This is a genomic window from Pseudomonas sp. FP597 (genome assembly GCF_030687435.1).
GTDB classification, from domain to species: domain Bacteria; phylum Pseudomonadota; class Gammaproteobacteria; order Pseudomonadales; family Pseudomonadaceae; genus Aquipseudomonas; species Aquipseudomonas lactucae.
In genome coordinates this window covers 5,469,320-5,486,343 of record NZ_CP117432.1, presented here as the reverse complement: position 1 = coordinate 5,486,343, position 17,024 = coordinate 5,469,320, and the positions used below count along the sequence as shown (strand labels likewise).

Genomic DNA, 17,024 nt, shown 5'->3' with positions numbered 1-17,024 from the left:
ACAATCGCTGTGGGCTAGGTTAAAAGCCTTCTGGGGATGTGTCAATTTGCCGCCTGCGAAACTTTGGTCGTAAGCCGGTGGCCGAAGGCATCTGATCGGGTAAAGCGAAGGCGTTCTGATAGGTGCTGGAAGGGCGGCGATAGGCCAGAATAGAGGCCCGGCGCGTGGTCGGGATGCGGGAGGGTGAGTGATGGGGTTTGATCTGGTGCGTCAGCGCCGTTTGTCTGACGATATTGTCGAGCAGCTTGAGGGCATGATCCTTGAGGGCACGCTGAAGTCGGGCGAGCGATTGCCGGCAGAGCGTGCGTTGGCTGAGCGGTTTGGCGTGTCGCGTCCGTCGTTGCGCGAGGCTATCCAGAAGTTGGCGGCCAAAGGGCTGCTGGTGAGTCGTCAAGGCGGTGGCAATTATGTTGCAGAGTCTTTGGGCTCGACGTTCAGCGATCCGCTGCTGCACCTGTTGGAAAACAATCCCGAGGCGCAGCGTGATCTGCTGGAGTTTCGACAAACTCTTGAAGCGTCCTGCGCTTATTACGCAGCCTTGCGTGCGACCGAGGTCGATCGCGAGCGGCTGACCGCTGCGTTTGATGCGCTGCAGGATTGCTACACACGCGTCGATGAGGTGAGCCGAGCGGAAGAGGGCGCGGCGGATGCGAGGTTTCACCTGGCCATTGCTGAAGCCAGTCATAACGCAGTGTTGCTGCACACCATTCGCGGCTTGTTCGACCTGCTCAAGCGTAACGTGGTGACCAACATTGGTGGCATGTACCAGCAACGTACGGAAACCCGCGACATGCTGATCAGTCAGCATCGGGATTTGTACCTGGCAATTATCGAGGGGCGGGCCGAGCAGGCGCGGGAGGTCTCAACACGTCACCTGGAATATGTGCAGGAAGTGTTGGAGGAAGTGCGTCAGGAGGTTCAGCGTGTGGCGCGTGCGGAGCGGCGCAAAGGGATGTAGCCGGGGAAAATTCCGAGGCTACACCGTTACAAGTACTACTCTTCCTTGCCTTTGTTGCGCACCGCGCGATGCAGTTCGCGGTTGGAATCACGCTCGCGCTCGGTATCACGCTTGTCGTATTCCTTCTTGCCCTTGCCCAGCGCAATCTCGCATTTAACCAGGTGCTTGCTCCAATACCAGGACAGGCAGATGCAGGCATAGCCCTTCTGCTGTACGGCGGCGGCGAGCTTTTCCAGTTCGCGTGCGTTGAGCAACAGCTTGCGCGTGCGTACCGGGTCGGCAATTACGTGGGTGCTCGCGGTGGTCAGCGGGGTGATATGACTGCCGAGCAGCCATGCCTCGCCATCCTTGAGCAGCACGTAGCTGTCGACCAGTTGCAGCTTGCTGGCGCGCAGACTTTTTACTTCCCAGCCGGCCAGGACCAGACCAGCCTCGAACCGATGTTCGATGAAGTAATCGTGTCGCGCTTTTTTATTTTGCGCGATGGTCCCTGTGGGGTGTTTCTTTTGTTTAGCCATAGGGGCGGCATTATAGGGAGTTGCGAGCGAGTCGGCTACGGTCAACCTGCGTGCTTGAGCGTGTTGGACGAATCCCGGACAATGCGGGCAGTTCTTTGGTTTTTTTCTCTCGCGAATCGGTCTGTTCTTTCGCGATGTTTGCTGCTCAGCTGTGGAAATAACGCACACATGACGACGCATATTCAACGTTCGGCCCTGCTGCCTTATCCGGCGCAGGCGCTCTATGACCTGGTCAACGACGTGGCGCGTTACCCGGAATTCCTGCCGTGGTGTTCCACGGCTGAAGTGCTGGAGAGCGGTGATGAGCACATGCGTGCCCGTGTCGGCGTGGCCAAGGGCGGGCTCAGCCAGCATTTTGTAACGCGAAATGTGCTGATCCCCGGCAAGTCCATTGAAATGAATCTGGAAGAAGGGCCGTTTACCGAACTGCACGGTGTTTGGGCATTCAAGGCACTGACCGACAAGGCCTGCAAAATCAGCCTGGACCTGTCATTCGATTACGCAGGGCCGATTGTTCGGGCGACGTTGGGGCCCTTGTTCAATCAGGCGGCCAATACGCTGGTGGATGCGTTTTGTCAGCGGGCCAAGCAACTGCATGGTTGAGATTGAGGTGGTGTATGCGGCCGAGGATCGTCAGGTTTTACTGGCGGTGATGGTGGCGCAAGGGACTAGCCTGCGGATGGCGGTGCAGGCGTCGGGGATAGCCGAGCACTTCCCTGGGGTGGATCTGGCTGATTGCCCTTTGGGTATATTTGGCAAGGTGGTCGCGGACGCCGAGGTGCGTGCCGTGCAGGCAGGTGACCGTATCGAGATTTACCGGCCTCTGTTGGCCGATCCTAAAGAGGTGCGCCGACTGCGCGCGGCCAAGGCGGCCCTGGCCAAGCAACAGAATTCCTAGGCCAGCCAAAGGGCAGGCAACAAAAAGCCCGGCGTGCCGGGCTTTTTGTTGAGCGCCGCAAGTTTACTGCGGGCTGGTGTCCAGAGGCTGTGGCGTCGGGACGGGAACTGTTTCTACGCCGTCGACGTCTTTCTGGATCTTGTCCAGCAATGAGCCTGGCTTGGCCGGCACTTCAGACTTCGGCTTCTCGCTTTCCTGCGCTGGCGCAGTCACGTTGGTGCCGTTGTCCTTGCCGAGCAGGGCGTCATCACGGCTTACGCCAGGCATGAAGTCACCCGACAGGCTGACCAGCTGGTCATTGCCATTGAAGATGACGCTGACGCGTTCCTGCTGGCGCTCACCGCCGCCAGGCTGGAGGCTGTAGAGATAATCCCAACGATCGGCATGGAAAGTGTCGGTCAGCAGGGGGTTACCCATGATAAACCGTACTTGCCGTCGGGTCATTCCCGGGCGTAACTGGTCTATCATGTCCTGCGTGACGACATTGCCCTGCTGGATGTCGATTTTGTAAACCCCGGGGAATGAACAACCGGCGAGTGCGAGCAGTCCCACAAAGGTGAAACTGGTTAGCAAGAGCTTGGTGTTTTGCATCGGTGGGCGACTTCCACTATCTTGGCTGGGACAACGTAAACGCCGATCATACCCGTATTAAGAGAAGCTGCGAAGCAGCATCCGCGAGAAAGCTAACCATGGTTGAAAATAGCGAACTACGCAAAGCCGGTCTCAAAGTGACTCTGCCACGAGTCAAGATTCTACAAATGCTCGATTCTGCTGAGCAGCGCCATATGAGTGCCGAGGATGTTTACAAGGCGCTGATGGAGTCTAACGAGGACGTCGGCCTGGCCACGGTTTACCGTGTGCTGACCCAGTTTGAAGCCGCAGGGCTGGTGGTTCGTCATAATTTCGACGGCGGTCATGCAGTGTTCGAATTAGCCGACGGTGGTCATCACGATCACATGGTTGACCTGGATACCAATGAGGTTATCGAGTTCACCAGCCCGGCAATCGAAAAGCTCCAGCACGAAATTGCCGAGGAGCATGGTTTCGATCTGATCGACCACAATCTCGTGTTGTACATCCGTAAGAAAAAGTAAAAAAACGCAGATTTGCGCTGCGAAACGATCGAAGGCGACCTCAGGGTCGCCTTCGTGCTTTCTAGCTAATGGGGAAAACTCGATTCAGGCCTTGGCAGCGACAACCATTTTCTTTGCGTGGGCCAAAGACTCCTTGGTTAAGTCAATGCCACCGAGCATGCGCGCCACTTCTTCCACGCGTTCCGACTTGTTCAGCTTGGATACCGCAGTGTGTGTTGCATCACTGCCTCTGACTTTATGTACAAACAAGTGTTGGTGCCCTTGGGCCGCCACTTGTGGCAGGTGAGTGACCGTGAGGACCTGGCCTCGGTCCCCCAGGCGGCGCAGCAGCTGGCCAACGATCTCTGCGGTCGGCCCGCCGATGCCGACGTCCACCTCGTCGAAGACCAGTGTCGGCACGCGGGAGGTTTGCGCGGTAATCACCTGGATTGCCAGGCTGATCCGCGACAGTTCGCCGCCGGACGCCACTTTAGCCAATGCCTTGAGCGGTTGCCCAGGGTTGGCGCTGACCAGTAGCTCGACCTGTTCCAGGCCGTGGGGCTGCAATTCATTGCTGGTGTTGGCGCGCAATTCAATGGTGAAGCGTCCACCCGGCATGCCCAGGCGTTGAATTTCCAGCTCAACGGCATTGGCCAGGCCAGTGGCGGCCTGTTGGCGCAAGTCGCTTAGCTCGCGGGCCTTCTCTTGATAGTGGCGGGCAAACGAGGCGAGTTCGTCGCCCAATCGCTCAATGGATTCGTCGTTGGCGTTCAGTGTCTCGATTTCATCCAGCAGTTTTTGCTGCATTGTTGCCACTTCGGTGGGCTGGATTCGATGTTTGCGCGCCAAGGTGTAGATGGTGTCCAGGCGCTCCTCGATTTCCTGCAGGCGTGCCGGGTCGGCATCGAAGTGGTCCAGGAAACGGTTCAGCTCACCGACGGCCTCCTCAACCTGAATCTGTGCGCTGGTCAGCAGCGTGGTGGCTTCACTCAGGGAGCCGGAGGCGTTGTTCACGCTGGACAGGCGATTGAGGCTGGCGGTGAGGGCGTTGAGCACATTACCGGAGTCGCTCTCGCTGCATTGTTCGACGACCTGGCGGCAGATGCCTAGGAGCGTCTCGGCATTGGTCAGGTTCTTGTGTTCCTGCTCGAGCTGCTCCAGCTCGGTTTCGCCCAGGCCCAGGCTTTCGAGCTCCTCAAGTTGATAGCTGAGCAGTTGATGACGAGCGCGCTGCTCATCGCCGGAATTGGAGAGGCGCTCCAGCTCCTGACGCGTCTGGCGCCAGCGCTGGGCGGCAAGTTGTACCTGGCGCGCCAGGTCGGTGGCGCCGGCGTATTCATCGAGCAGGCGGCGATGGGTATCGGTTTTGAGCAGCGACTGGTGCTCGTGTTGGCTGTGGATGTCGATCAGCAGTTCGCCTAATGCCTTCAGGTCGCCAAGGGGGCAGGGCGTGCCGTTTATATAGCCGCGGGAGCGTCCTTCGGCGGTGATCACCCGGCGCAGGATGCATGGCCCTTCATGATTGAGGTCGCGCTCGGCCAGCCAGGTTTCAGCCTCGGGAATGTCGGCCAGGTCGAACGTCGCCAGGATATCGGCTTTGTCTGCGCCGGGGCGTACCACGCCGCTGTCGGCGCGATCACCGAGCGTCAGGCCCAGGGCATCGAGCATGATCGATTTGCCGGCGCCGGTTTCGCCTGTGATTACGCTCATCCCGCGATCCAGTTCAAGATCCAGATGTTCAACGATGGCGTAATTATGTACGGACAGGTGCACGAGCATGACGGACGCTCCCAGGCTTTAGGTCTGTTTATTTATACAGTGTTTTGTTCGAGGCTGACAATCCTGATGCTTAGCTCGATTTGCTTGTATCGGCGCTTTTTTTAGCGCTACGAGGAATGAATCGGTAGGAATTGATCAGCGTCAATGGAAGACTTTTGGACACACTCGTGCCCTTGAACCTGAAAATTGTGGCCCCATATACCGGATCAGAAGCGCGAGTTGAGTTCGCGCATGATTTTGAAAGGAGAAATCTATGGCTGACGAACAGACTCAGGATACGCAAACTCCAGAAGCCAATCAGGCTGCCGGCGATGAACTGGCGACTCGTGTGCAAGTGCTCGAAGAGCAGTTGGCCGCTGCGCAGGATCAATCTTTGCGTGTTGCTGCCGATCTGCAGAACGTCCGCCGCCGTGCCGAGCAGGATGTGGAGAAAGCTCACAAATTCGCGTTGGAAAAATTCGCCAATGACTTGCTGCCGATCATCGACAGCCTGGAGCGTGGCCTTGAATTGTCTAACCCGGACGACGAAAACATCCGTCCGATGCGCGAAGGTATCGAGCTGACGCTGAAAATGTTCCAGGACACCCTGAAGCGTTACCAGCTCGAAGCGATCGATCCGCAAGGTGGCGAACCATTCAATGCCGAGCATCACCAGGCGATGGCCATGCAGGAAAGCCATGACCTGGAGCCTAACAGCGTATTGAAAGTATTCCAGAAAGGTTATCTGCTGCACGGCCGCCTGTTGCGTCCGGCAATGGTGGTAGTGAGCAAGACGCCTGCGCCTGTTGCACCTTCTATTGATGAGCAGGCTTGAAATCCGCCGCAAGGCCCCCATTTATAAGTCAAGCGTTTAAGTGCTACCGCAGTTAGCCACCACTGCTGCGGCAACCAAATTCAAGTTTCGGGAGAGTAAATCATGGGCAAAATTATCGGTATCGACCTGGGGACCACCAACTCGTGCGTCTCGGTCATGGAAAACGGCAAGGCTAAAGTTATCGAAAACGCTGAAGGCGCGCGTACCACGCCGTCGATCATTGCGTACGCCAACGATGGCGAAATCCTGGTTGGCCAGTCGGCCAAGCGCCAGGCAGTGACTAACCCACATAACACCCTGTACGCGGTAAAGCGCCTGATCGGTCGTAAGTTCGACGAAGAAGTCGTGCAGAAAGACATCAAGATGGTGCCGTACAAAATCGCCAAGGCTGACAACGGTGACGCCTGGGTTGAAGTAAACGGCAACAAGATGTCCGCGCCTCAGATCTCGGCTGAAGTCTTGAAGAAGATGAAGAAGACTGCCGAAGATTACCTGGGCGAAACGGTCACCGAGGCGGTGATCACCGTTCCGGCTTACTTCAACGACAGCCAGCGCCAGGCGACCAAAGACGCCGGCCGCATCGCGGGTCTGGACGTAAAACGTATCATCAACGAACCTACCGCGGCCGCACTGGCTTACGGTATGGACAAGGCCAAGGGCGATCACACTGTAATCGTTTATGACCTGGGTGGCGGTACCTTCGACGTTTCCGTGATCGAGATCGCTGAAGTCGACGGCGAGCACCAGTTCGAAGTGTTGGCCACCAACGGTGACACCTTCCTGGGTGGTGAAGACTTCGATATTCGTCTGATCGACTACCTCGTCGACGAATTCAAGAAAGAAAGCGGCATGAACCTCAAGGGTGACCCGCTGGCGATGCAGCGCCTGAAGGAAGCCGCTGAGAAAGCCAAGATCGAACTGTCGTCGAGCATGTCGACCGACGTGAACCTGCCGTACATCACTGCAGACGCTACCGGTCCTAAGCACTTGAACGTGAAGATTTCTCGCGCCAAGCTCGAAGCGCTGGTTGAAGACCTGGTTCAGCGCACCATCGAGCCTTGCCGCATTGCACTGAAAGACGCCGGCATCGACGTTGGCTCGATCAACGATGTGATCCTGGTCGGCGGCCAGACCCGTATGCCGTTGGTACAGCAGAAAGTCACCGAGTTCTTCGGTAAAGAAGCTCGTAAAGACGTGAACCCGGACGAAGCGGTTGCAATGGGTGCTGCCATCCAGGGCGCGGTATTGGCCGGTGACGTGAAAGACGTGCTGCTGCTGGACGTCAGCCCGCTGACCCTGGGTATCGAAACCATGGGCGGCGTGATGACCGCGCTGATCGAGAAAAACACCACGATTCCTACCAAGAAATCCCAAGTGTTCTCGACGGCCGACGACAACCAGGGCGCTGTGACCATTCACGTGCTGCAAGGCGAGCGTAAGCAAGCCGCGCAGAACAAGTCCCTGGGCAAGTTCGACCTGGCTGAGATCCCGCCAGCACCACGTGGCGTGCCGCAAATCGAAGTGACCTTCGACATCGATGCCAACGGCATCCTGCACGTCGGCGCGAAAGACAAGGCGACTGGTAAAGAGCAGAAGATCACCATCAAGGCCAACTCCGGTCTGTCTGATGAAGAAATTCAACAGATGATTCGTGATGCTGAAGCCAACGCTGATGCGGATGCCAAGTTTGCAGAACTGGCCGGCGCACGTAACCAGGGTGATGCGTTGGTTCACTCCACACGCAAAATGGTCGCGGATGCAGGCGATAAAGTGACCGCTGAAGAGAAGACCGCGATCGAAGCTGCCGTGGTTGCCCTGGAAGCTGCTGTCAAAGGCGACGACAAGGCTGCCATCGAAGCCAAGATCGAAGAGCTGTCGAAAGTCTCCGCACCGGTTGCTCAAAAAATGTACGCCGAGCAAGGCCAGCCGGCTGACGGTGCTGCGCAACAGGCAGAGCCTGAAGCCAAGCACGATGATGTTGTCGATGCCGAGTTCGAAGAAGTCAAAGACAACAAGTAAGTTGGTCGTCCGGTTGACCGCTCACAAGCGGTGACTGGTAGGATGTCGCCGCGCGGGAGCTTGCTCCCGCGTTGGTGTGTCTGGGGTACGCGAATTTTTACAGCATGCGACCGCGTTCGGGTGCTGGCGGTGTGATCGGAAATGCTCCTGCTTTTCGAGCAATAAATACCGCGTTTTTGGCCGGGTTCCTGGCTAAAAAGTAGTGATGACCAGGATCGTTGAATTGACGTGAGTTGGGTCCGGGCCTGTATTGGGGCTCAACGAGTTTGGCGAGGCTCAGGAGGGTCTGGCTGAACGTCCTTAAGAGTGCAAAGACTTATGGCAAAGCGTGACTATTACGAAGTGTTGGGTGTGGAGCGCGGCTCCAGCGAGGCGGACCTGAAAAAGGCTTACCGTCGCCTGGCGATGAAGCACCACCCGGACCGTAATCCGGACAGCAAAGAATCCGAAGAGATGTTCAAGGAGGCCAACGAGGCCTACGAATGCCTGTCTGATCCCAATAAGCGCGCGGCTTACGACCAGTATGGTCATGCTGGTGTCGACCCAAGCATGGGCGGCGGCGGTGCCGGCTTTGGTGGTCAGAATTTCTCCGATATTTTCGGCGATGTATTCAGCGATTTCTTCGGCGGTGGCCGTGGTGGTCAGCGTGGTGGTGCCCAGCGTGGCAGTGACTTGCGCTACACCCTGGAGCTGAACCTGGAAGAGGCCGTGCGCGGCACCAGCGTCAATATCCGTGTGCCGACGCTGGTCAATTGCAAGCCGTGCGACGGTTCGGGTGCCAAGAAAGGCTCCTCGCCGATTACCTGCCCGACCTGTGGTGGTATCGGCCAGGTGCGTATGCAGCAGGGCTTTTTCTCGGTGCAGCAGACCTGCCCGCGTTGCCATGGCCAGGGCAAGATCATTTCCGACCCGTGCGACGCCTGCCACGGCGAGGGTCGTGTGGAAGAGTACAAGACCTTGTCGGTCAAAGTGCCGGCCGGTGTGGACACCGGTGACCGCATTCGCCTGTCGGGCGAAGGCGAGGCGGGAACGCAGGGTGGTCCGACTGGCGACTTGTACGTGGTGATCAATGTGCGTGAGCACTCGATCTTCCAGCGTGATGGCAAGCATTTGTTCTGTGAAGTGCCGATCAGTTTTGTTGACGCTGCCTTGGGCGGCGAGCTGGAGATTCCGACGCTTGATGGGCGTGTGAAGCTCAAGATTCCTGAAGGCACGCAGACCGGCAAGCAGTTCCGTATTCGCGGCAAGGGTGTTGCGCCGGTGCGCGGTGGTGGCGCCGGGGACCTGATGTGCCGTGTGGCGGTGGAAACGCCGGTCAACCTGAATCGCCGTCAGCGTGAATTGCTTGAAGAGTTCCGCAGCTCGCTGGAGGGGGACGAATCCCACTCTCCGAAGACCACTGGCTTCTTCGATGGCGTGAAGCGCTTCTTCGGCGATCTGTAAGGAAGTGAATATGCGACGTATAGCCGTAATGGGCGCTGCAGGGCGCATGGGCAAGACGCTGGTCGAGGCGGTGCAGCAACGCTCGCCTGCTTCGGGGCTGACCGCGGCGATCGTTCGCCCCGGCAGCACCTTGATCGGTGCGGACGCCGGTGAATTGGCCTCGTTGGGGCGTATCGGCGTTTCGCTGTCCGGCAATCTGGAGCAGGTGGCTGACGAGTTCGACGTATTGATCGACTTCACGCTGCCGGAAGTGATGCTGAAAAACCTGGCGTTTTGCCGCAAGGCAGGCAAGGCCATGGTGATCGGTACGACAGGGCTGACGGCCGAGCAGAAGCAGGTGTTGGTGGAGGCGGGCAAGGATATCCCCGTGGTTTTCGCCGCCAACTTCAGTGTCGGTGTGAATCTGTCGCTCAAGTTGCTGGATATGGCTGCTCGTGTATTGGGTGATGAGGCGGATATCGAGATTATCGAAACCCATCATCGCCACAAGATCGACGCGCCCTCCGGTACGGCGCTGCGCATGGGTGAGGCTATTGCGGATGCGCTGGGTCGCGACCTGTCGAAGGTGGCCGTGTACGGCCGTGAGGGTCACACCGGTGCGCGTGCACGTGACACCATTGGCTTTGCGACCGTGCGCGGCGGCGATGTCGTCGGTGATCACACCGTGTTGTTTGCTACCGAGGGTGAGCGCCTGGAAATCACGCACAAGGCGTCCAGTCGCATGACATTCGCCAAAGGTGCGGTGCGTGCCGCGCTGTGGCTGGAAGGTCGTGAGCCGGGCCTGTACGACATGCGTGATGTGCTGGACCTGCACTAATCAGTAGCTAAACCGGGGCCTCGGGATTATCCTTAGGCCCCGTTTTTACCCGCTAAGCGACGTCCTGTCGCATTCTCCTGCCTTTAAGGCTTATTAGCGGTGGACCCAAAAAGCCTTTTTCTGTAAGCTACAGCTTTAGTGTGTCCACTAAAAGCGCGCAGAATAATTCAGTGAAGAAGCGGGGTGACGTGTCCATACGTCACTCCGCTTTTTTGCAACCTGCGATCGCCCTTTCAGGCTTTATTTACGGGAGGTCTTCTTGACTAAGCCAGCCATACTCGCCCTTGCTGATGGCAGCATTTTTCGCGGCGAAGCCATTGGAGCCGACGGTCAAACCGTTGGAGAGGTGGTGTTCAACACCGCCATGACCGGCTATCAGGAAATCCTTACCGATCCTTCCTACGCCCAACAGATCGTTACCCTGACCTATCCGCACATTGGCAACACCGGCACTACGCCGGAAGACGTCGAGTCTGATCGTGTCTGGTCGGCCGGTCTGGTGATTCGTGACCTGCCACTGGTTGCAAGCAACTGGCGTAACACGATGTCGCTGTCCGATTACCTGAAAGCCAACAACGTCGTGGCGATCGCCGGTATCGATACGCGCCGCCTCACGCGCATCCTGCGTGAAAAAGGTTCGCAGAACGGCTGCATCATGGTGGGTGACGCTATCTCCGAAGAGGCGGCGATTGCCGCAGCGCAAGGCTTCCCAGGCCTGAAGGGCATGGACCTGGCGAAAGTCGTCAGCACCAAGGAGCAGTACGAGTGGCGCTCCACTGTCTGGGACTTGAAGACTGACAGCCACGCGACCATCGAGTCCGCGGACCTGCCTTACCACGTGGTCGCTTATGACTATGGTGTGAAGTACAACATCCTGCGCATGTTGGTCGAGCGCGGCTGCCGCGTTACCGTGGTGCCGGCGCAAACCCCGGCCAGCGATGTGCTGGCCATGCAACCGGACGGTGTGTTCCTGTCCAACGGCCCGGGTGATCCGGAGCCATGCGACTACGCCATCCAGGCCATCAAGGACGTATTGGACACCGAAATTCCGGTATTCGGTATCTGCCTCGGTCACCAGCTGCTGGCCCTGGCCTCCGGCGCCAAGACCCTGAAAATGGGCCATGGCCACCACGGTGCCAACCACCCGGTGCAGGACCTGGACACAGGCGTCGTGATGATCACCAGCCAGAACCACGGTTTTGCGGTGGATGAAGCGACTTTGCCGGGTAACGTCCGCGCCATTCACAAGTCGCTGTTCGACGGCTCCCTGCAAGGCATCGAGCGCACCGACAAGAGCGCGTTCAGCTTCCAGGGCCACCCTGAAGCGAGCCCGGGCCCGAACGACGTAGCGCCGCTGTTCGACCGTTTCATCAATGAGATGGCCAAGCGACGCTGACTGAGCGGCTTGCGGGCGGCCCCGAACTCCGGTGGCTCCCGCGGGCTCTTCAAAGATTGTTCAAGACGGCTTGCCGACTGACCTGCGGATTTGAGTGACAAACCCATGCCAAAACGTACAGACATAAAAAGCATCCTGATTCTCGGCGCTGGCCCGATCGTGATCGGCCAGGCCTGCGAGTTCGACTACTCCGGCGCCCAGGCCTGTAAAGCCCTGCGCGAAGAGGGCTATCGCGTCATCCTGGTAAACTCCAACCCAGCCACCATCATGACCGACCCGGCCATGGCGGACGCGACCTACATCGAGCCGATCAAGTGGCAGACCGTTGCCAAGATCATCGAGAAAGAACGTCCGGACGCGTTGCTGCCCACAATGGGTGGCCAGACTGCTCTGAACTGCGCCCTGGACCTGGAGCGCGAAGGCGTACTGGAAAAGTTCGGCGTAGAGATGATCGGTGCCAACGCCGACACCATCGACAAGGCTGAAGACCGTTCGCGTTTCGACAAGGCTATGAAGTCCATCGGCCTGGCGTGCCCGCGTTCCGGTATCGCCCACAGCATGGAAGAAGCCAACGCGGTTCTTGAGACCCTGGGCTTTCCGTGCATCATCCGTCCGTCCTTCACCATGGGCGGCACCGGTGGCGGCATCGCGTATAACCGTGAAGAGTTCGAAGAAATCTGCGCCCGTGGTCTGGACCTGTCGCCGACCAAAGAGCTGCTGATCGACGAATCCCTGATCGGCTGGAAAGAATACGAGATGGAGGTTGTTCGCGATAAGAACGACAACTGCATCATCGTCTGCTCCATCGAAAACTTCGACCCTATGGGCGTGCACACCGGTGACTCGATCACTGTTGCCCCGGCACAGACCCTGACCGACAAGGAATACCAGATCCTGCGTAACGCCTCCCTGGCGGTGCTGCGTGAGATCGGTGTGGAAACCGGCGGTTCCAACGTTCAGTTCGGCATCTGCCCGGACACCGGCCGCATGGTCGTGATCGAGATGAACCCGCGTGTTTCCCGTTCTTCGGCGCTGGCCTCGAAAGCCACCGGCTTCCCGATCGCCAAGGTCGCGGCCAAGCTGGCTGTGGGCTACACCCTGGACGAGCTGTCGAACGACATCACCGGCGGCAAGACCCCGGCGTCCTTCGAACCGTCCATCGATTACGTTGTGACCAAGCTGCCACGCTTTGCTTTCGAAAAGTTCGCCAAGGCTGACGCGCGCCTGACCACCCAGATGAAATCGGTGGGTGAAGTCATGGCCATCGGCCGGACCTTCCAGGAATCCCTGCAGAAAGCCCTGCGCGGCCTGGAAGTGGGCGTTTGCGGCCTGGATGAGAAGCTCGACCTGAGCAATCCGGAAAGCATGAGCATCCTCAAGCGCGAGCTGACCGTGCCGGGCGCCGAGCGCATCTGGTACGTGGCTGACGCCTTCCGTGCCGGCATGACTGTCGAAGACATCTTCGGCATGAACATGATCGACCCGTGGTTCCTCGTGCAGATCGAAGACCTGATCAAGGAAGAAGAAAAGGTCAAGACCCTGGGTCTGGCCAGCATCGACCGCGACATGATGTTCCGTCTCAAGCGCAAGGGCTTCTCCGATCAGCGCCTGGCCAAGCTGCTGGGTGTGACCGAGAAAAACCTGCGTACCCATCGCCACAAGCTGGAGATCTTCCCGGTCTACAAGCGCGTTGATACCTGCGCGGCCGAGTTCTCCACCGATACCGCCTACCTGTACTCCACCTATGAGGAAGAGTGCGAAGCCGCGCCATCGGGTCGCGACAAGATCATGATCCTGGGTGGCGGTCCAAACCGCATTGGCCAAGGTATCGAGTTCGACTACTGCTGCGTACACGCCGCGCTCGCCCTGCGCGAAGACGGCTACGAAACCATCATGGTCAACTGCAACCCAGAAACGGTTTCCACTGATTACGACACCTCCGATCGCTTGTACTTCGAGCCGGTCACCCTGGAAGACGTGCTGGAAATCGTGCGCGTCGAGAAGCCAAAAGGCGTGATTGTGCAGTACGGCGGCCAAACCCCGCTGAAACTGGCGCGCGCTCTGGAAGCCGCCGGTGTGCCGATCATCGGTACCAGCCCGGATGCTATCGACCGTGCCGAAGACCGTGAGCGCTTCCAGCAAATGGTCGAGCGCCTGAACCTGCGTCAGCCGCCTAACGCCACCGTGCGCAGCGAAGACGAAGCCATCCGTGCAGCCAGCAAGATTGGCTACCCGCTGGTGGTGCGTCCGTCCTACGTGCTGGGCGGTCGTGCGATGGAAATCGTCTACGAAGAAGAAGAGCTCAAGCGTTACCTGCGTGATGCGGTGAAAGTGTCCAACGATAGCCCCGTGCTACTGGATCACTTCCTCAACTGCGCCATCGAAATGGACGTGGATGCAGTTTGCGACGGTACTGACGTGGTGATCGGCGCGATCATGCAGCACATCGAACAGGCGGGTGTTCACTCCGGTGACTCCGCTTGCTCGCTGCCGCCGTACTCGCTGCCGCTGCACATCCAGGACGAGATGCGCGAACAGGTCAAGAAAATGGCCCTGGAACTGGGCGTTGTCGGCCTGATGAACGTCCAGTTGGCGCTGCAAGGCGAAGACATCTACGTCATCGAAGTCAACCCGCGCGCTTCGCGTACCGTACCGTTTGTTTCCAAGTGCATCGGTGTCTCCCTGGCCATGATCGCTGCTCGCGTGATGGCTGGTAAGACCTTGAAGGAAATCGGCTTCACCAAGGAAATCATTCCGAACTTCTACAGCGTGAAAGAGGCGGTGTTCCCATTCGCCAAATTCCCTGGTGTGGACCCTATCCTGGGCCCGGAGATGAAGTCCACGGGTGAAGTGATGGGCGTCGGCGATACCTTTGGCGAGGCGTTCGCCAAGGCCCAGATGGGCGCCAGCGAAGTGCTGCCGACCGGTGGTACCGCGTTTATCAGCGTGCGTGATGACGATAAGCCACTGGTTGCAGGCGTGGCGCGTGATCTGATCAACTTGGGTTTCGAAATCGTGGCCACTGCCGGGACCGCCAAGCTGATCGAAGCGGCCGGCCTGAAAGTGCGTCGCGTAAACAAGGTAACGGAAGGTCGTCCGCACGTGGTCGACATGATCAAGAATGACGAAGTCACCTTGATCATCAACACCACCGAAGGTCGCCAGTCGATCGCGGACTCCTACTCCATTCGTCGTAATGCCTTGCAGCACAAGATTTACTGCACCACCACCATTGCTGCTGGCGAAGCTATCTGCGAAGCGCTCAAGTTCGGTCCGGAAAAGACCGTGCGTCGCTTGCAGGATCTACACGCAGGATTGAAGGCATGACCAAATACCCAATGACCGTCCAGGGCTTCAAGGCCCTGGAAGAGGAGCACGCCCATCTGACCAAGGTCGTACGTCCAAAGCTGAGCCAGGACATCGGTACGGCCCGCGAGCTGGGCGATTTGAAGGAAAACGCCGAATACCACGCTGCTCGCGAGCAGCAAGGTATGGTTGAGGCGCGCATCCGTGACATCGAAGGCCGCCTGCAGAACTCGGTGGTGATCGACGTGACGACCATTCCTCACACCGGTAAAGTGATTTTCGGTACGACTGTGGAAATCGCCAACGTCGAAACTGACGAAAGCGTGGTCTATCACATCGTTGGCGAAGACGAAGCTGACTTCAAGCTCGGCAAGATATCTGTGGGATCGCCGCTGGCCCGTGCCTTGATTGCCAAGGAAGAGGGAGATGTGGTGGCTGTCAAAACGCCAGGCGGCGTGATCGAGTACGAGATTGTCGAAGTTCGTCACGTCTGAAAGGCGGCGCCCGCTTCGTGCGGGCGCCATGCTTTGGCAGCTCTCCCAGATGCTTTGGGTGGGCGGCTTGTGGTTATTGCACATGGGTGTGCTTCCGGCGCTGGGCCTGATTGGCCTGGCGCCATTGCTCATCGATGAGCTGGACGGATTGCTGAGTGCATTGCTGGTGGGTTTTTCAGCAGCGTGCGTGACAATCCAGGCCGTGGTGCTGGTCAAGGCCGAGGGTTTGGGGAGTTTGTGGCGGGATATTCGCGGCCAACTGCTGTTGATGGCGCTGTATGCGTGCGCAATGTTTGGCGTCGTGCATGTCTGGCTGCCGGAAGCGTTGCGCTGGCAGTTATTCAGCTATCTTGTGCTAGGGTTCTCTGGTCTGGTGCTGGTCATGCAGCCTGCGCCGGGATGGAGTGGCGGGGCGCGCGAAGCACGCCCGTGACCCTTTTCATCATTTGAAGCGATGAACGTTCGACAATTGCTTGTTGACGCTGAAGTTCTTGCGATACAGCAGCGCCATCTTGCCGATGACCTGAACCAGGTCCGCCTTGCCCACCTTGCACAGTTCTGCAACGGCAGCCAGGCGTGCTTCGCGATCAAGGATATTGACCTTGATCTTGATCAGTTCATGATCATTGAGTGCGCGTTCAAATTCGGCTAACACACCTTCAGTCAAACCGTTGTCTGCCACAATCAGAACTGGTTTCAGATGGTGGCCAATGGATTTGTACTGTTTCTTCTGCTCTTGAGTGAGCGGCATAATCTGACCCCTGCGTCTGATCTTGTAAAAAGCGGCGGCCAGTTTACCCGAGCGAGTCCGGGACCGCCCAGTTAATCACGACCCGTTTTATTTTCGAGGTGGCCCGTGGCCCGTTCCAAAACCAGCCTTAAGTGGCTACAAGAGCATTTCAACGATCCTTACGTCAAAAAGGCGCAGAAGGACGGTTACCGTTCCCGGGCCAGTTACAAGCTGCTGGAGCTCCAGGACAAGGACAAATTGTTTCGCCCCGGTATGAGCGTGATCGACCTGGGCGCCGCCCCGGGTGGCTGGTCCCAGGTGGCCAGTCGTCTGATTGGCGGGCAAGGCCGGTTGATTGCTTCGGACATCCTTGAGATGGACAGCATCCCGGATGTGACCTTTGTGCACGGCGACTTTACCCAGGACGCGGTACTGGCGCAGATCCTGGAAGCCGTCGGAAATTCACAGGTAGACCTTGTGATTTCCGACATGGCCCCCAATATGAGTGGATTACCGGCTGTTGATATGCCGCGCGCGATGTTCCTCTGCGAGTTGGCGTTGGATCTGGCGGGTCGGGTATTGCGTCCGGGTGGTGATTTCCTGGTCAAGGTCTTCCAGGGTGAAGGCTTTGACGAGTATCACAAGAACATCCGCAAGCTGTTCGACAAGGTGCAGATGCGTAAACCTGACTCTTCGCGGGACCGGTCGCGTGAGCAGTATCTGTTGGCTCGGGGGTTCCGTGGCATCGAAGGCGCCGCCAGTGATGAGCGTCTTTGAAG

General features: G+C 58.3%; 17 protein-coding genes. 13 read left to right on the top strand and 4 right to left on the bottom strand.

Annotation, left to right across the window (positions count from 1 at the left end; genetic code table 11):
- The first annotated feature begins 190 nt into the window (after positions 1 to 190).
- Entirely contained in the window at positions 191 to 958 is a 768-nt protein-coding gene (locus PSH66_RS25155) for an FCD domain-containing protein (protein ID WP_003176161.1), read from the top strand.
- 35 nt (positions 959 to 993) lie between these two features.
- Here PSH66_RS25155 and smpB read toward each other — a convergent pair whose 3' ends face one another.
- Entirely contained in the window at positions 994 to 1,476 is a 483-nt protein-coding gene (smpB, locus tag PSH66_RS25150) for an SsrA-binding protein SmpB (RefSeq protein ID WP_003176160.1), read from the bottom strand.
- A gap of 168 nt (positions 1,477 to 1,644) precedes the next feature.
- On the opposite strand from smpB, the gene PSH66_RS25145 reads away from it, so the two are divergent.
- Together PSH66_RS25145 and PSH66_RS25140 are read left to right on the top strand one after the other, a co-directional pair.
- On the top strand, positions 1,645 to 2,079 hold the full coding sequence (locus tag PSH66_RS25145; protein WP_042945295.1) for a type II toxin-antitoxin system RatA family toxin: 435 nt from the start codon (positions 1,645 to 1,647) through the stop codon (positions 2,077 to 2,079).
- The gene (locus PSH66_RS25140) at positions 2,072 to 2,374 is read left to right on the top strand and encodes an RnfH family protein (protein ID WP_003176158.1); all 303 of its coding nucleotides are present in this window, start codon (positions 2,072 to 2,074) and stop codon (positions 2,372 to 2,374) included. Before PSH66_RS25145 ends, PSH66_RS25140 begins: the two co-directional genes overlap by 8 nt.
- 63 nt (positions 2,375 to 2,437) lie before the next feature.
- On the opposite strand, the gene PSH66_RS25135 is transcribed toward PSH66_RS25140, so the two are convergent.
- Positions 2,438 to 2,965, bottom strand: coding sequence for an outer membrane protein assembly factor BamE (locus PSH66_RS25135; RefSeq protein WP_003176157.1), 528 nt, complete (start codon positions 2,963 to 2,965; stop codon positions 2,438 to 2,440).
- A 98-nt stretch (positions 2,966 to 3,063) separates the two neighbouring features.
- On the opposite strand from PSH66_RS25135, the gene fur reads away from it, so the two are divergent.
- Positions 3,064 to 3,468 carry a ferric iron uptake transcriptional regulator gene (fur, locus tag PSH66_RS25130; RefSeq protein WP_003176156.1) on the top strand — a complete coding sequence of 135 codons (405 nt, stop codon included), beginning with the start codon at positions 3,064 to 3,066 and terminating at the stop codon, positions 3,466 to 3,468.
- An 84-nt stretch (positions 3,469 to 3,552) separates the two neighbouring features.
- Here the strand turns inward: fur and recN are convergent, their stop codons facing one another.
- A complete protein-coding gene (gene recN / locus PSH66_RS25125; RefSeq protein WP_078826067.1) occupies positions 3,553 to 5,226 on the bottom strand; it encodes a DNA repair protein RecN in 1,674 nt (557 codons plus the stop codon).
- A 253-nt stretch (positions 5,227 to 5,479) separates the two neighbouring features.
- Here recN and grpE point away from each other — a divergent pair, with 253 nt between their 5' ends.
- The 8 genes from grpE to PSH66_RS25085 all read left to right on the top strand — a co-directional run bounded on the left by grpE (position 5,480) and on the right by PSH66_RS25085 (position 15,948).
- A complete protein-coding gene (gene grpE / locus PSH66_RS25120; protein ID WP_305427814.1) occupies positions 5,480 to 6,040 on the top strand; it encodes a nucleotide exchange factor GrpE in 561 nt (186 codons plus the stop codon).
- Positions 6,041 to 6,142: 102 nt separating this feature from the next.
- Positions 6,143 to 8,059: a molecular chaperone DnaK gene (dnaK, locus tag PSH66_RS25115; protein WP_003176153.1), complete on the top strand. Its 1,917-nt coding sequence runs from the start codon at positions 6,143 to 6,145 to the stop codon at positions 8,057 to 8,059.
- Positions 8,060 to 8,377: 318 nt separating this feature from the next.
- The gene (dnaJ, locus tag PSH66_RS25110; protein WP_078826065.1) at positions 8,378 to 9,502 is read left to right on the top strand and encodes a molecular chaperone DnaJ; all 1,125 of its coding nucleotides are present in this window, start codon (positions 8,378 to 8,380) and stop codon (positions 9,500 to 9,502) included.
- Between the two features lie 10 nt (positions 9,503 to 9,512).
- Positions 9,513 to 10,319: a 4-hydroxy-tetrahydrodipicolinate reductase gene (gene dapB, locus PSH66_RS25105; RefSeq protein WP_003176151.1), complete on the top strand. Its 807-nt coding sequence runs from the start codon at positions 9,513 to 9,515 to the stop codon at positions 10,317 to 10,319.
- A 259-nt stretch (positions 10,320 to 10,578) separates the two neighbouring features.
- Complete coding sequence (gene carA / locus PSH66_RS25100; RefSeq protein ID WP_003176150.1) at positions 10,579 to 11,715, top strand: glutamine-hydrolyzing carbamoyl-phosphate synthase small subunit; 1,137 nt, start codon at positions 10,579 to 10,581, stop codon at positions 11,713 to 11,715.
- 105 nt (positions 11,716 to 11,820) lie between these two features.
- Positions 11,821 to 15,042: a carbamoyl-phosphate synthase large subunit gene (carB, locus tag PSH66_RS25095; RefSeq protein ID WP_003176149.1), complete on the top strand. Its 3,222-nt coding sequence runs from the start codon at positions 11,821 to 11,823 to the stop codon at positions 15,040 to 15,042.
- Positions 15,039 to 15,515, top strand: coding sequence for a transcription elongation factor GreA (gene greA / locus PSH66_RS25090; RefSeq protein WP_003176148.1), 477 nt, complete (start codon positions 15,039 to 15,041; stop codon positions 15,513 to 15,515). The genes carB and greA overlap by 4 nt, the downstream gene beginning before the upstream one ends.
- A 28-nt stretch (positions 15,516 to 15,543) precedes the next feature.
- Complete coding sequence (locus tag PSH66_RS25085; protein WP_042945291.1) at positions 15,544 to 15,948, top strand: hypothetical protein; 405 nt, start codon at positions 15,544 to 15,546, stop codon at positions 15,946 to 15,948.
- Between the two features lie 9 nt (positions 15,949 to 15,957).
- On the opposite strand, the gene PSH66_RS25080 is transcribed toward PSH66_RS25085, so the two are convergent.
- On the bottom strand, positions 15,958 to 16,266 hold the full coding sequence (locus PSH66_RS25080) for a YhbY family RNA-binding protein (protein ID WP_003176146.1): 309 nt from the start codon (positions 16,264 to 16,266) through the stop codon (positions 15,958 to 15,960).
- Positions 16,267 to 16,371: 105 nt separating this feature from the next.
- Here PSH66_RS25080 and rlmE point away from each other — a divergent pair, with 105 nt between their 5' ends.
- A complete protein-coding gene (rlmE, locus tag PSH66_RS25075; protein WP_003176145.1) occupies positions 16,372 to 17,022 on the top strand; it encodes a 23S rRNA (uridine(2552)-2'-O)-methyltransferase RlmE in 651 nt (216 codons plus the stop codon).
- Positions 17,023 to 17,024: the final 2 nt, after the last annotated feature.